The following is a 14,767-nucleotide window of genomic DNA, read 5'->3' on the forward strand; positions in this document are numbered from 1 at the left end:
CTGTAGTCAGCCGACCGGTATCGCCGGTTCAATCCAGCACCGCGGTCCGGCGGCCCCACCTCAGAATCAAGGGTGAGGCAAAGTTGAGGGCGAGCGACCACAGCGCGACGCGCGAATTCACAAAGCTCAGCGCAATGGCCAGCAGCGATGTCGCGATCAATAAAACCGCCGACATCTGCCGGCGGCGCAAGTGATCGCCCTCTTCCAGATGCGGCGTGATGGCAATAAGGCGCATGCCGACCGCGGCGATCAACAGCGTATGGCCGGCATAAAGCCAGATCGCCGGCGGAAAATGCGCAAACTGGGATGAAAATCATCCGGCAGGCGGACATCCAGGATCAACAGCGTCATGGCGACGCCGAAAATTCCATCGCTGAGCGTATCGAGACGCGCCTTTGAAAACATGTACCTCTCCCCCCGGAACACGCCTATTGGCCCTTCAGTACACGCGCCGCATCAGCCATTTGAAAGCCGAATGACAAACGGCCCGTTATTTGTGCGAAAACATTAAGCTTTTTCGGCCATTTGGCTCGCTACCAGATTGACTTTGGCCATTTCGACCCTATCTTCCGGCTCAACGCGGCCTTGGATCGAAACGCGATTCCCTGGTTTGCCGCTCGTCAGCGTAAGTCAGAGCCCCCAGCTTAAAGCGCGCCGTTTCGGGGGCTAAACGCGACAGCCTTTTTACCCTCGATTCCGAACGGCGGTGTCGACTAGAGGCTCAATGTCTTTTTCCCATCTTGGCTTATCCGACAAGGTGCTCGCCGCCGTTGCGGCCACCGGTTACACCACCCCGACCCCCATCCAGGAACAGGCGATTCCTCACGTTCTGGCCCGCCGAGACGTCCTCGGCATCGCCCAGACCGGCACCGGCAAGACCGCTGCCTTCGTCCTTCCCATGCTCACCATGCTGGAAAAGGGCCGCGCCCGCGCCCGAATGCCACGCACCCTGATCCTTGAACCGACGCGCGAACTCGCCGCGCAGGTGAAGGAGAATTTCGATAAATACGGCGCCGGCCAGAAGCTCAACGTGGCTTTGTTGATCGGCGGCGTCTCGTTCGGCGACCAGGACACCAAATTGACGCGCGGCGTCGACGTGCTGATCGCAACGCCAGGCCGGCTGCTCGATCACACCGAGCGCGGCGGCCTTCTGCTCACCGGCGTCGAACTGCTGGTGATCGACGAAGCCGACCGCATGCTCGACATGGGTTTCATTCCGGACATCGAGCGCATCTGCAAGATGATTCCATTTACCCGGCAGACGCTGTTTTTCACGGCTACGATGCCTCCCGAAATCCGCCGTATCACTGAAGCTTTCCTGCACAATCCCGAGAAGGTCGAAGTTTCCAGGCCCGCCACCACGGCCGTCGGCGTGTCCCAGTTTCAGGTCGCGGTTGGCCGCGAGCCGCACGAGAAACGCGAAATACTGCGCCGCCTGCTTCGCGACGCCAAGGACCTCCAGAACGCCATCATCTTCTGCAACCGCAAACGCGAAGTGGCGCTGTTGTACAAGTCGCTGCAGAAGCACGGCTTCAGCGTCGGCGCCCTGCACGGCGACATGGATCAGTCGGCACGCACCGCGGCCCTCGATCAATTCCGCAAGGGTGAGATTCCGCTACTGGTTGCGTCCGACGTCGCGGCCCGTGGCCTCGATATTCCCGCAGTGAGCCACGTCTTCAATTTCGACGTCCCGCATCACGCCGACGACTACGTCCACCGCATTGGCCGCACCGGCCGCGCCGGCCGCGCCGGCACGGCGATTTCCATCGTCACCCCGCTCGACCAGAAATCGGTGGTCGCGATCGAAAAGCTGATCGGACAAACCATTCCTCGTACCGACAGCGGTGTCGAGGCCCAGCCGGTGGATGACCCGACTGCGGCGCCCAGTAACGGCAATGAAAAGCCACGTGACGCACATGCGCGCGAGGGTTCGCGCGGCGGCCGAAAACCCCGCCGTGAGCGAGAACCGCGACGCTCCAACGGCGGCGGCCGAAGTCCCGCCGCGCCCCAGCCACAGGCTGCCGCCCCGCGTCCGCCTTCGATCGGCCGTGCCGAGGCGCCGTCCGTCCCGCGCGATGCGGCATCGGAGCCTGCCGATCACTCGCATCTTCCAGCATTCCTGCTCCGGCCTGTTCGCGCCCGCGTCTAGAACCCGTCCGGTTCTGATTGAGCAGAACCGGGCCCTCGTTCCTTGGTTTGACGCATCTCCACGCGAAGCTGGTGGCCACCGGCGCATCAAGTACCAGAATGGAACCCGTTTACCCGCCGTTCACTCTCATCCGTTAGCTTAACCGCAATATTTCTAGATATTGCGTTTGGCGACGACGGGCAGGACGCCCGCTATTTGGGGACAAGAACGTGCTCGACGAACACGAACGCACGCTGGCCTTCGCGGAAGTCGCGCTCGGCCAGATCAAATCGCTTCGCCAGACCGCCATCCCCCGCAATTATGAGATCTGGTACGTCTACGCGACCGGGTACAATTCGCCCCTCAACAAGATCATCAACGAGACGCTGACCCGCAACGGCAAACTGACCGAGGCCGATCTCGAGCAGATCTACGAAACCTATCTTTCCCAGATCAAGACCACCGACCGCATCGACAAGGTCGGCGCGCGCGTGATCGGGGAAATCGACGACGTGATGACCCTCATCACTGACGCCCTTGCAGTATCGGCCAGCTACGAGGAAAGCCTGTCGGGCGCGACTGAAAAACTTTCTTCCGCCAAGAACCGCGACCAGCTCAAGCCGATCATCGAATTGCTGCTGCGGTCCACCCGCGAAATGCGCGAGACCAACAAGGCGCTGGAAGACCGGCTACAGCTCTCGAAAACAGAGATCAGCAATCTGCAGCAAAGCCTCGATGCCATCAGGGCGGAGAGCCTGACCGACCCCCTCACCGGCCTCGGCAATCGCAAATATTTCGATCGCTCGATCGAGCGCGCCGTCGAGAATGCGCTCGCGACCGGCGAGCCGCTTTCGCTGCTGATGTTCGACATCGATCACTTCAAATCGTTCAACGACTCCTACGGTCACTTGACCGGGGATCAGGTTCTGCGCCTGGTCGGCATGTCGCTTAAACAGACCATCAAAGGCCAGGACATCACCGCGCGCTACGGCGGCGAGGAATTCGCGGTCGTGCTGCCCAATACCGCGCTGCGCCAGGCGCTGACCGTTGCCGATCACATCCGCCGAGCCATCATGGCGAAAGAGTTGAAGAAAAAATCGACCGGAGAAATCCTCGGTCGCGTCACCATCTCGGTCGGCGTTTCCATACTCAAGCCCGGCGACGACACCGATTCGCTGATCGAACGCGCGGATGCCTGCCTCTACGCCGCCAAGCGCAACGGCCGCAACCGCGTCATCTGCGAAGTCGATCCGGAATATGTTGCCGACGCGCGAAATCAGGTTGCGTGAACGCAATCAGGACGCGCTAACTTCTTTTCTTCCAAATCTTCTTTTTTAGACCGTCCTTCTTTTTTAGACCGTCCTTCGCGCTCTTTTTCTTTTTGGCGGCAGGCCCTGTAGCAGCAGCCTTTTTGGTTGCGGCTTTGCCCGCCTTGCGCACTTTCGGACGCTTGCGCAGGGCTGCGCGCTGCGCCGCCGCCAGCGCCGCCCTTGCCCAATCCGTCAATTCCTCCGGATCGTCAAAAAGCCGCGCCGGCAATTGCCAGTAGGAGCCGACCGTCACGGTCTTGGCCCTGGTTTGATATTGAAACGGTTTTGAACCTTCCGCCTCGAATTGCGCAATGGTTTGGTCGTCAGCGCGGAAATACAGACCCGCGCGCAGCGCCATGGCGAAGTTGGTACCGTCAACCGAAATGCCGAAACCCGAGAACATCGGGCGGATCGTCACCGGGCCGAAGTCGGCAAACAGGTCGATCAGGAAATCGCGGTCCATGCGCCGCTCACGTCCCTATCCGTCGTCCCGGCGAAAGCCGCGATCCATACGCCGTGTCATTTCGTTAGGACACTATGGTCGACGAGGTCGTGTAAAATCAACCGCCGGTGATGATGGATCCAGGCGTTCACCGGGACGACGGCGCGGTTAGATCTTGGCGGCCGTCAGTTGCACCGATTCGCCGCAGCCGCAGGCGCCGACCTGGTTGGGATTGTTGAAAATGAACTGCGCCGACATCTTGTCGGCCTTGTAGTCCATCTCAGTGCCGAGCAGGAACAATACCGCTTTGGGATCGACCAGGATCTTCACGCCCTTGTCCTCGACGACCTCGTCGGTCGGTCGGACTTCGTGGGCATATTCGACGGTGTAGGATTGCCCGGCGCAGCCGCCATTCTTGATGCCGACGCGCAAGCCGACGATCTCGGAGTCGGCGCGCCTGGTCAGTTCCTGGACCCGCTGCGCAGCCGCTTCGGTCAGCTTCATGACCTGCGGGCGGGGCCGCGGCTTGGGTTTCGAGGCGGATGTGGATGATGCAGGTGTCATGTCAGTCATTTGGTCATTCCTGGCAGCCAATCAATATCGGCCATTTCCCTGAAACCCGTTAAGCTCTCTAACGCCTCACCACATATTGAGGACGAGGCGCGCCTCGTCGCTCATCCGGTCCGGCGACCAGGCCGGATCCCAAACCAGATTGACGTTGACGACGCCGACGCCGGGAACGCTGGCGACCGCGTTTTCCACCATCGTCGGCAATTCTCCCGCCGCCGGACAATTCGGCGTGGTCAGTGTCATGACGACGTCGACGCCGCGATCGTCCTTCAGATCGACCTTGTAGATCAGGCCGAGCTCATAGATATCGGCCGGAATTTCCGGATCGAACACCGTCTTGAGCGCAGCCACGATTTCGCCGCTGAGCCGCTCGGTCTCCTCCGGCGGCAGCGCCGAATGGGTTTCCATATTGCTGGTTTTGGCTTCGGCTGTGTCGGTCATGAAAACAATTCCCGTGCCTTGATGAGCGCCTGTGCCAGATGGTCGACTTCTTCGCGGGTATTATACATCCCGAACGAGGCACGGCACGTCGCCGTGACATTGAACCGCTCTAAAAGCGGCATCACGCAATGCGTGCCGGCGCGCACCGCGATCCCCTGCCGATCGATGACGGTCGCGACATCGTGCGGATGGGCGCCTTTCATTTCGAACGAAATCACCGGGCCCTTGCCACGTGCGGTACCGATCAGACGCAGCGAATTGATCTCGCGCAGCCGTTCCTGGGCATAGGTCAGAAGGTCGTGTTCATGGGCCGCGATCCGCTCCTTGCCGATCGAATTAACGTAATCGATCGCCGCACCCAGGCCGATCGCTTCCACAATCGCGGGCGTTCCGGCCTCGAATTTGTGCGGCGGATCGCCATATGTGACCCAATCCTTGGCGACCTCGCGGATCATCTCGCCGCCGCCATTGTAGGGACGCATCGCCACCAGATGCTCGTGCTTGGCATAGAGCGCGCCGATGCCGGTCGGACCGTATAATTTGTGTCCGGTGAAGACGTAGAAATCGCAATCGATATCCTGCACGTCGATCGCTAGATGGACGGCGGCCTGGCTGCCGTCGACCAGCACCGGGATGCCGCGCGCATGCGCAAGCTTCACCACGTCCTTCACCGGCACGATGGTGCCGAGCGCATTCGACATCTGCGTGATCGCCACAAGCTTGGTGCGCGGCGTCAGCAGCTTCTCGAACTCGTCGATCAGGAAATTGCCCTCGTCGTCCACCGGGGCCCATTTGATGACGGCGCCGTGGCGCTCCCGAAGGAAATGCCAGGGTACGATATTGGAGTGGTGCTCCATGATCGAGAGCACGATCTCATCGCCCTGCCCGATGTTCGGCTCGCCCCAGGAGGAAGCCACCAGGTTGATCGCCTCGGTGGCGTTGCGGGTGAAGATGATTTCCTCGTTGCGCCGTGCGTTGAGAAACGTCGCGACCTTGGCGCGGCCGCCCTCATAGGCTTCGGTCGCTGCATTGGCGAGGTAGTGCAATCCGCGATGGACGTTGGCGTATTCGCTTTTATAGGCCTCCGTCATGCGGTCGAGCACCGCGATGGGCTTTTGCGCCGAAGCCGCGTTGTCGAGATAGACCAGCTGCTTGCCATAGATCTTCAGCGCCAGCGCGGGGAAATCCTCCCTGACGCGCGCAACATCATATGAGCCGTTCAATACCGCCGGATGCATAGTCAGCTCCGTGCCTCCAGCCATCGCAGGGCGGCCGCGATCGCAAGCTCCCGCAGGTCATCATTGGTGATCTGTTCAATCGCCTCGCCGACGAAGGCCTGGATCAAAAGCGCCTGCGCTTCCTTCTCCGAAAGGCCGCGCGCCCGCAGATAGAACAACAGGCTTTCGTCGAGCGCGCCGGTGGTGGCGCCATGGCCGCAGGTCACGTCGTCGGCGAAAATTTCCAGTTCCGGCTTGTTGTCGGCTTCGGCGTCGTCGGACAACAGCAGCGCCCGCGTCATCATCTTGGCGTCGGTTTTTTGCGCCTTGGGCCGAACCACGATGCGGCCCTGAAACACCGAATGTCCGCGGTCGTCGACGACAGCCCGGAAGATCTCACGGCTGGCGCAGTTCGGCACCGCATGATCCAGAAACAGCGTGGTGTCGGCATGCTGGCGGCCGTTAAGCAGATTGACGCCGTTGGTTTCGACGCGGGAGCCCTCGCCGGCGCAGACGATCGTCGCCTGATAGCGGCTGACGCTCGAGCCGGTGGTCATGCCGAAGGTGTTGAAATGCGCGTGAGCGCCCAGGGTCACGACAGCGGAGGAAATGTTGAAGGCCTCACGGCCGTCCTCGACCAGACGCACATGGTCCAGCCGCGTGCCGTCGCCGATGGCAAGCACCAGCGAGTCATGGACCTGGTAGGATTTCGCGCCCTCGGCAGCGATATAGCTTTCGACCAGGGTCGCGCTGGCGTTCTTGCCGATTTTCAGCAATGAGCGCGTGAATGTCGCCGCCGGCTGCGCGGCGCTGGCGATGTGAATGATGTGCAGAGGAGTCGCCAGCGCGACACCGTCGGCGACCTCGATCACGAGGCCATCGGTCATCATCGCGCGGTTCAGCGCGGCCATTGCATCGGAGCCGTCGCATTCGAACAATTCCGAGGTATCGTCGGCTTCGAGCTTTTCACGCAACGTGCGAATCGAAAGCCCGGTTTCCAGTTTGCTGGCATCGGACAGGTTGGGTACGAACACGCCGTCCACCAGCACCAGCCGGCGCACCCCCTCGATGGCGTGCAGCTTGAGTGCAGCATCGGCGCGCTTGAGCGCCGCCGCATCAGGTGCTGCCGCCAGCGGCAGCACCTCGCGCATCAGCCCGCGCAGATCGGTGTATTTCCACTCCTCGATGCGCCGGTGCGGCAGGCCCGCACGCTCATACGCCTCGAACGCCTGTTGACGCGCGTCGGCAATCAGGCCCGCGCCGGGCAGCCGATCCCGCGCCACAGCGAAGATATCGCTCAGCGCGCGTCCGGTTTCGGTTTTTGCCAGTACAAGGTTCATCACAGATCCGTTTGTGCGTCAGGCCGCATCTTCGAACTGGGCGTAGCCGGAAGCCTCGAGCTCCAGCGCCAGTTCCTTGCCGCCGCTTTTGACGACGCGTCCCTTGGACATCACATGCACGACGTCGGGGATGATGTAATTCAGCAGCCGCTGATAGTGCGTGATCACCACCATCGCCCGCTCAGGCGAACGCAGTGCATTGACGCCGTCGGCGGCGACCCGCAGCGCGTCGATGTCGAGGCCGGAATCCATTTCATCGAGGATGCAGAGGCTTGGTGCGAACAGCGCCATCTGCAGAATCTCGTTGCGCTTCTTCTCGCCACCGGAGAAGCCGACATTGACGCCGCGGCGCAGCATGTCCTGTGGAATGTTCAGCGACGCCGCGACCTCACGGACTTTTTTCAGAAAGTCCGGCGTTGAATATTCGCTCTCGCCGCGCGCCTTGCGCTGGGCGTTCAGCGCGGTGCGCAGGAACGTCATGGTGGCGACGCCGGGGATTTCCACCGGATACTGGAACGCGAGGAATACGCCCTTGGCGGCGCGCTCGTCGGGCGACATTGCGAGCAAATCTTCGCCCTTGAACAGGATCTCGCCTGACGTGACTTCATAGCCCGGCTTGCCGGCGATGACGTGGGAGAGCGTCGATTTGCCGGAGCCGTTCGGCCCCATGATGGCGTGCACCTCACCCTTGTTCACGGTGAGCGAAAGCCCGTGGAGAATCTCACGTTCCTCGACACGGACTTGCAGATCTTTGACTTGGAGCAATGCAGTCATTCGTTTTTCCAATAACCTCAGCAACAGGCTTTTTCAGCCCCACGCGCCGTCAGTTTTCCACGCACAGACGACCAGAAAGATGATTGTCGAGACGGCTACGACGATCATCGGCGGCGGAAAGATCGATGAGGTTTTCTCCCGCCGTATCATCACCAAAACGCAGACAAAAACCACCGAAGCAAACACGGCAACGAGCGTGTGTCCTTCCCAGGTGGTCGGTGTTGCGCCGTATCCCTTCAGTTTTGGCATGAACCAGAATTGATTCATGACGAATTATCCGACCGAACCTTCCAGCGAGATCGAGATCAGCTTCTGCGCTTCGACCGCGAATTCCATCGGCAGTTGCTGCAGCACGTCCTTCACAAACCCGTTGACCACGAGGCCGACGGCCTCTTCCTGCGACAGGCCGCGCTGCACGCAATAAAACAGCACGTCCTCGGAAATCTTCGACGTGGTCGCCTCGTGCTCGAACAGCGCCGAAGAATTCTTCGCCTCGACATATGGCACGGTGTGCGCGCCGCACTGGTCGCCGATCAGAAGCGAGTCGCAGGCGGTGAAGTTGCGCGCGCCGGTGGCCTTCCGGTGCGCGGTGACGAGGCCGCGATAGGTGTTCTGCGAACGCCCGGCAGCGATGCCCTTGGAGATGATCCGGCTGGTCGTGTTCCTGCCGAGATGAATCATCTTGGTGCCGGAATCGACCTGCTGGTAGCCGTTCGAAATCGCGATCGAGTAAAATTCGCCACGAGAGTTGTCGCCGCGCAGGATGCAGCTCGGATACTTCCAGGTAATCGCAGAGCCGGTTTCGACCTGAGTCCAGGAGATCTTCGAATTGTTGCCGCGGCAATCGCCGCGCTTGGTGACGAAATTGTAGATGCCGCCCTTGCCTTCGGAATTGCCGGGGTACCAGTTCTGTACCGTCGAATATTTGATCTCGGCGTCGTCAAGCGTGACCAGTTCGACCACGGCGGCGTGCAACTGATTCTCATCGCGCTGCGGTGCGGTGCAGCCTTCGAGATAGCTGACATAGGCCCCCTTGTCGGCGATGATCAGGGTGCGCTCGAATTGTCCGGTGTTGCGTTCGTTGATGCGGAAATAGGTCGACAACTCCATCGGACAGCGCACGCCCGGCGGCACGTAAACGAACGAGCCGTCGGAAAACACCGCCGAGTTCAGGGTCGCGAAATAATTATCCGAGGTCGGAACGACCGTGCCGAGATACTTCTTCACCAGCTCGGGATGTTCGCGGATGGCTTCCGAGATCGGCATGAAGATCACGCCGGCCTGCTTGAGCTCCTTCTGGAACGTGGTCGCGACCGAGACGGAATCGAACACCGCGTCTACCGCGATCTTCCGTTCGCCTTCCGGACGAACCACGCCTTCAAGGATCTCGACTTCGCGCAGGGGAATGCCGAGCTTCTCGTAGGTCTTCAGGATTTCCGGATCGACCTCGTCAAGCGAAGCCAACTCCTTCTTCTTCGGGGCGGAGTAATAATAGAGATCCTGGTAATCGATCTTGGGATAGTTGACGCGAGCCCATTTCGGCTCGGTCATGGTCAGCCAGCGCCGATAGGCTTCCAGCCGCCACTCCAGCATCCACGCCGGCTCGTTCTTTTTCGCGGAAATGAACCGGACCGTGTCTTCCGACAGCCCCTTGGGAGCCTTGTCGGATTCGATCAGCGTCTCAAATCCATATCGATACTGATCGACGTCGATTCGCCTGACGCGATCGACCGTCTCTTGTACTGCCGGCATTCTATCCTCCGCTCGCGGTTTCAAGGACCGCGGTGGATCAGTTCCGAAACTTTATTACGATGTTTTTCCGACGAAATCACCTGCTTAGAACCGTTCAAGCCGTGTTTCATCCCCCTCTAAGTAGGGTATCGGCGAGCTTTCGCCAAGCCTCCAGACAGCGATTGATGTCCTCCTCCGACGTGGACCAGCCCAGACTGAGCCGCACGGCTCCTTGAGCAAGATCCGGGCCGAATCCCATGGCTTCCAGCACATGCGAAGGCTGAACCTTTCCGGACGAGCAGGCGGAGCCGGAGGATACCGCGATACCGGCGAGGTCGAATCCGATCACCGCCGTCTCCGCCTTCAGGCCAGGAGCCGTGAACAGAGTGGTATTGGGCAACCGGCGCGCTTCGCTGGAAAAGACAATGATGTCAGGAGCTTGCCGCAACCCTCTCTCGAGACGGTTGCGCAGGCCCTCGAGGCGAACCGGGTCATCGTTCAGAGCGGCCATGGCAGCCTCCGTCGCCGCACCAAAGCCCGCGATACCCGCGACGTTCTCCGTACCCGCCCGGCGTCCCAGTTCCTGACCGCCGCCGCGTAACAGCGGTTCAAAACCCAGCAGCCCCTCGGCGAGAATGACGGCTCCGACCCCCTTGGGACCACCGATTTTGTGCGCCGACAGCGTCACCAGATCGGCATTTACAGCGCCGATATTGACCGGGACTTTTCCAAATGCCTGGATCGCGTCGACATGCAGCAACCCGCCCGCGACATGGACAATCTCCGCCACCTCGGCGACCGGCTGCAGCGCGCCGGTTTCGTTGTTGGCGAGCATGACCGACACCAGCGCGGGCGGCCTGCCTTCCAGCGCCATGCGCAACTGATCCAGATCCAGCACGCCGGAGCGGGTTACGCCAACGGCGCTGATCGCTACTGCCGGAAACTGCCCGCCGGCAAGAACCGAGGCATGCTCGATCGCTGAGACCACCAGCCTTTCGACCGGAGCCCCCTGGCTTCTGCGAAGCCCCGGCTTGAGCACCAGCGCGTTCGCCTCGGTACCACCTGAGGTGAAGATGACGTTTCGAGACGTCGCGCCAATCGCGCCCGCAATCGACGTCCTTGCCTCCTCGATCAGCCGCCGCGCCTGACGACCCTCGGCATGAACCGAGGAGGGATTACCACAGAGATCCCATGCCACAGCCATCGCTTCCCTGGCCTCACGACGAAGCGGGGTGGTCGCATTCCAGTCGAGATAGATACGATCGGTCATCTAGTATTATATTACCTTGGTCGGAGCGGTTTCAGCTCGGAGCGGCCCGGTGGCCTTCAGTCGCCTTCAGCCAGCACTCCATCAATTGGCGATCAAAGCGCTTCTTGCAATCGAATTGCCAACGCCTTGAAGATGCTATCGGATGCTCAAGAAGCTTGCTTTTTGCCCCTCGCTCTATGTTAGAACGCGGCCACAAGTTCACCCCGCGCCGTTCGCGCATCGCCAAACGACGCCTGATCACCGCTTCTCTGCGAGGTTCGTCTGATCGTCAGATGGAGCCAGCAAAAGTCGATGATTACCCTAGGGATCACCTATGCCTGAAGTCATTTTCACCGGCCCCGCAGGCCGTCTCGAAGGCCGTTATCATCCGGCCAAGCAGAAGAACGCGCCGATTGCGATGATCCTGCATCCGCATCCGCAGTTTCACGGCACGATGAATCATCAGATCATCTACCAGTGCTATTACGCGTTCGCCCATCGCGGCTTTTCCGTGCTGCGCTTCAATTTCCGCGGCGTCGGCCGCAGCCAGGGATCGTTCGATCACGGCACCGGCGAATTGTCGGATGCCGCCTCCGCGTTGGACTGGGCGCAGACCATCAATCCGGAGGCGCGTGCCTGCTGGGTCGCAGGTTTCTCGTTCGGCGCCTGGATCGGCATGCAATTGCTGATGCGCCGGCCGGAAGTCGAAGGCTTCATCTCGATTGCGCCGCCGGCCAATCTCTACGACTTCTCGTTCCTGGCGCCCTGCCCGTCATCGGGCCTGATCGTGCACGGCGAAAAAGATGCCGTGGTGCCGCCCAAGGACGTCAACACGCTGGTCGAGAAACTGAAAACCCAAAAGGGTATCGTGATCGATCAGCAGGTCATCCCGGGTGCGAACCATTTCTTCGACGGCAAGCTGCAGCCGTTGATGGAGACGGTGACGGCCTATCTCGACATGCGGCTCGCGAACGTCCGCTGAACTCCGCAACGGCAAGCGTCAGGCTCGGCCGCCGATTACGGCCGGGCGATCACGCCGCCCGTCATCGGCATCGGTACGCCGGTGGTTGCGGGATAACTGAGCGGCAGGCCCTTCAGGCCCCGTGCCGCGAGGAAGCCGAAAGCCTGCGCCTCGATCGCGTCCGCCGACCAGCCCAGCGTGTCGGCGGCCTCAACCGTCGCCGGCGCCAGGCGCTCACGCAGCATCCTCAGCATGGTGAGGTTGCGGGCGCCGCCACCGGCCACGACCCAGCTCTTCGGGACCTTCGGCAATAACGGGACGATCCCGGCGATGGCCGCAACCGTGAACGCCGTCAGCGTCGCGGCCCCATCGGCGGGAGACATCTGGCCCAGCTTCAGCGAAGCAAAATCATTGCGATCGAGCGATTTGGGCGGCGGCAGCGCAAAGAACGGAAGTTTCAGCGCGCAGCCGATCCAGCCCTGGTCCGCCGTGCCTTGCGCGGCCAGGCGCCCCTCGCAATCGAACCGCTGCTTCATGACACGGAACATGTAATCATCGAGCAGCGCGTTGCCGGGGCCGGTATCGCAGGCGATCAGGATCTCGGAACCGTCAATGTAGGTGATGTTGGAAACGCCGCCGATATTAACCACAACGATCGGCCCCTCCCGCTCCAGCGATTGCGCCAGCGCGCGGTGATAGACCGGTACAAAGGGTGCACCCTGCCCGCCAGCGGCGACGTCGGCCGCGCGAAAATCATGCATGACCGGGATATGGATGGCCTTGGCCAGCGCGGCCGCATCGCCAATCTGGACGGTTAGTCCCCGCTCGGGCCGGTGCAGCACCGTCTGGCCATGGAAGCCGACGATATCGATGTCCTCGCTGGTGATCCGGTTCTGGGCGGTGAACGTCGCCACGGCTTCCGCATGCGCAATGGTCACCGCACGCTCCGCTTCGCGCAGGATTCCGGGCCGAGCATCGCGCTGCGGCAAATCGACCGCCTCAGTCAGGGCCTGGAGCAGCAGCCCGCGTTCCTTGTCGGTGTAGGGCCGGTACCCCGAGGGGCCAAAGGCCTTGACCCGTTTGCCGTCGGTTTCGATCAACGCAACATCGACCCCGTCGAGCGAGGTGCCGCTCATCAGACCGATTGCCGTCATCATCATCGCTAAAGTGCCTTCGCGACGCCCTGCCCATGACGTCCAGCTTGTGTCAAACCAGCACATCTTATAATGCCACAGCATGCCGGGCAGCGGGAGCCTTTCCGCTATGGTTCCGCAATTCCGTGCAAATAAAGTGAAATAAGAATGATCAGAGTTGCCGACAAATGACTGCTTTTAAATCTGATTTCCTGAATATTTTACAGGAACGCGGCTTCGTCCACCAATGTTCCGATTTCGAAGGCCTCGACGCGCTCGCCGCGAAAGGTCAGGCAACGGCCTATGTCGGGTATGACTGCACGGCGCCGTCGCTGCATATCGGCAACTACCTGACGATGATGATGCTGTACTGGCTGCAGCAGAGCGGCAACAAGCCGATCACGCTGATGGGCGGCGGCACCACCATGGTCGGCGACCCCTCCGGCAAGGACGAATCGCGCGCCCTGCGCAGCGTTGCGGAGATCGAGGCCAACAAGGCCAGTATCCGCGGCGTGTTTGCCAAGGTGCTGCGATATGGCTCCGGCCCGAACGACGCGGTCATGCTGGACAACGCCGAATGGCTGACCAAGCTCAACTGGATCGAGATGCTGCGCGACATAGGCCGGCATTTCTCGGTCAACCGCATGTTGACGATGGACTCGGTCAAGCTCCGTCTCGAGCGCGAGCAGGAGATGAGTTTTATCGAATTCAACTACATGGTCTGCCAAGCTTACGACTTTGTCGAACTGTCGCGGCGCGTCGACTGCCGGCTGCAGATGGGCGGATCGGACCAGTGGGGCAACATCATCAATGGCGTCGATCTTGGCCGCCGCATGGGAACGCCGCAATTGTTCGCGCTGACGACACCGCTGCTCACGACAGCCTCGGGCGCGAAGATGGGCAAGACCGCCCAGGGCGCGATCTGGCTCAACGCGGACGAATGCAGCCCCTACGATTTCTGGCAATATTGGCGCAACGTCGAAGACGACGATGTCGTCAAATTTCTCAAGCTGTTCACGATCCTGCCGATGAGCGAGATCGGAAAGCTTGAGGCGTTGCAGGGCTCTGAAATCAACGAAGCCAAGAAAGTGCTGGCGACGGAAGCCACCGCCCTGCTCCACGGCCGTGACGCCGCCAATGCCGCATCCGAAACCGCGCGTCAAACCTTCGAACAGGGCACGATCGCCGAAAGCCTGCCCACGGTGGAGATTCCGCACGGAGAGCTCGAAGCCGGCGCCGGCGTGCTGGCGCTGTTCGTCAAGGCTGGCCTGGTCGGATCCAATGGCGAGGCGCGGCGCCAGATCAAGGGCGGCGGTCTGCGGGTCAACGATGTCCCGGTCAGCGACGAGAAGATGATGCTCAAACTCACTGACTTGACACCGGAAGGCGTGATCAAGCTCTCGCTTGGCAGAAAGCGCCACGTCCTGCTCAAGCCTGCATAGGCGCATTCGCTTTAGACCCCTGCTCCTGC

General features: G+C 61.1%; 16 protein-coding genes. 5 read left to right on the plus strand and 11 right to left on the minus strand.

The features are described from left to right. Positions 1-28: 28 nt before the first annotated feature. Positions 29-253: a hypothetical protein gene (locus BLV09_RS37940; protein WP_244548993.1), complete on the minus strand. Its 225-nt coding sequence runs from the start codon at positions 251-253 to the stop codon at positions 29-31. Next, entirely contained in the window at positions 250-405 is a 156-nt protein-coding gene (locus BLV09_RS37945; RefSeq protein ID WP_244548994.1) for a TMEM175 family protein, read from the minus strand. The genes BLV09_RS37940 and BLV09_RS37945 overlap by 4 nt, the downstream gene beginning before the upstream one ends. A 319-nt stretch (positions 406-724) precedes the next feature. Here BLV09_RS37945 and BLV09_RS07695 point away from each other — a divergent pair, with 319 nt between their 5' ends. Continuing rightward, the gene (locus BLV09_RS07695; protein WP_146686849.1) at positions 725-2,149 is read left to right on the plus strand and encodes a DEAD/DEAH box helicase; all 1,425 of its coding nucleotides are present in this window, start codon (positions 725-727) and stop codon (positions 2,147-2,149) included. A gap of 209 nt (positions 2,150-2,358) precedes the next feature. Further along, complete coding sequence (locus tag BLV09_RS07700) at positions 2,359-3,417, plus strand: GGDEF domain-containing protein (RefSeq protein ID WP_146686850.1); 1,059 nt, start codon at positions 2,359-2,361, stop codon at positions 3,415-3,417. Positions 3,418-3,433: 16 nt separating this feature from the next. Here BLV09_RS07700 and BLV09_RS07705 read toward each other — a convergent pair whose 3' ends face one another. The 6 genes from BLV09_RS07705 to sufC all read right to left on the minus strand — a co-directional run bounded on the left by BLV09_RS07705 (position 3,434) and on the right by sufC (position 8,222). Beyond that, complete coding sequence (locus tag BLV09_RS07705) at positions 3,434-3,901, minus strand: TfoX/Sxy family protein (RefSeq protein ID WP_146686851.1); 468 nt, start codon at positions 3,899-3,901, stop codon at positions 3,434-3,436. A 147-nt stretch (positions 3,902-4,048) separates the two neighbouring features. Beyond that, positions 4,049-4,453: a HesB/IscA family protein gene (locus tag BLV09_RS07710; protein WP_146686852.1), complete on the minus strand. Its 405-nt coding sequence runs from the start codon at positions 4,451-4,453 to the stop codon at positions 4,049-4,051. Positions 4,454-4,519: 66 nt separating this feature from the next. After that, a complete protein-coding gene (locus BLV09_RS07715) occupies positions 4,520-4,891 on the minus strand; it encodes an SUF system Fe-S cluster assembly protein (protein ID WP_146686853.1) in 372 nt (123 codons plus the stop codon). Beyond that, positions 4,888-6,135, minus strand: coding sequence for a cysteine desulfurase (locus tag BLV09_RS07720; RefSeq protein WP_174556589.1), 1,248 nt, complete (start codon positions 6,133-6,135; stop codon positions 4,888-4,890). Before BLV09_RS07720 ends, BLV09_RS07715 begins: the two co-directional genes overlap by 4 nt. Further along, a complete protein-coding gene (sufD, locus tag BLV09_RS07725; RefSeq protein WP_146686854.1) occupies positions 6,132-7,448 on the minus strand; it encodes a Fe-S cluster assembly protein SufD in 1,317 nt (438 codons plus the stop codon). Before sufD ends, BLV09_RS07720 begins: the two co-directional genes overlap by 4 nt. An 18-nt stretch (positions 7,449-7,466) precedes the next feature. Beyond that, positions 7,467-8,222 carry a Fe-S cluster assembly ATPase SufC gene (sufC, locus tag BLV09_RS07730; protein ID WP_146686855.1) on the minus strand — a complete coding sequence of 252 codons (756 nt, stop codon included), beginning with the start codon at positions 8,220-8,222 and terminating at the stop codon, positions 7,467-7,469. Positions 8,223-8,301: 79 nt separating this feature from the next. On the opposite strand from sufC, the gene BLV09_RS37095 reads away from it, so the two are divergent. Beyond that, a complete protein-coding gene (locus BLV09_RS37095; RefSeq protein WP_167558650.1) occupies positions 8,302-8,484 on the plus strand; it encodes a hypothetical protein in 183 nt (60 codons plus the stop codon). An 11-nt stretch (positions 8,485-8,495) separates the two neighbouring features. Here BLV09_RS37095 and sufB read toward each other — a convergent pair whose 3' ends face one another. Both sufB and BLV09_RS07745 read right to left on the minus strand, forming a co-directional pair. Beyond that, complete coding sequence (gene sufB / locus BLV09_RS07740) at positions 8,496-9,974, minus strand: Fe-S cluster assembly protein SufB (protein WP_146686857.1); 1,479 nt, start codon at positions 9,972-9,974, stop codon at positions 8,496-8,498. Positions 9,975-10,080: 106 nt separating this feature from the next. Further along, on the minus strand, positions 10,081-11,223 hold the full coding sequence (locus BLV09_RS07745; RefSeq protein ID WP_146686858.1) for a cysteine desulfurase family protein: 1,143 nt from the start codon (positions 11,221-11,223) through the stop codon (positions 10,081-10,083). Between the two features lie 313 nt (positions 11,224-11,536). On the opposite strand from BLV09_RS07745, the gene BLV09_RS07750 reads away from it, so the two are divergent. Beyond that, entirely contained in the window at positions 11,537-12,184 is a 648-nt protein-coding gene (locus BLV09_RS07750) for an alpha/beta hydrolase (protein WP_100381603.1), read from the plus strand. A 35-nt stretch (positions 12,185-12,219) separates the two neighbouring features. Here BLV09_RS07750 and BLV09_RS07755 read toward each other — a convergent pair whose 3' ends face one another. Further along, positions 12,220-13,323, minus strand: a complete 1,104-nt coding sequence (locus BLV09_RS07755) for an anhydro-N-acetylmuramic acid kinase (protein WP_100381602.1) — start codon at positions 13,321-13,323, stop codon at positions 12,220-12,222. Positions 13,324-13,484: 161 nt separating this feature from the next. Here BLV09_RS07755 and tyrS point away from each other — a divergent pair, with 161 nt between their 5' ends. Beyond that, the gene (tyrS, locus tag BLV09_RS07760; RefSeq protein WP_146686859.1) at positions 13,485-14,738 is read left to right on the plus strand and encodes a tyrosine--tRNA ligase; all 1,254 of its coding nucleotides are present in this window, start codon (positions 13,485-13,487) and stop codon (positions 14,736-14,738) included. The last annotated feature ends 29 nt before the right edge of the window (positions 14,739-14,767 follow it).

Source organism: Bradyrhizobium canariense (genome assembly GCF_900105125.1).
Taxonomy (GTDB): domain Bacteria; phylum Pseudomonadota; class Alphaproteobacteria; order Rhizobiales; family Xanthobacteraceae; genus Bradyrhizobium; species Bradyrhizobium canariense_A.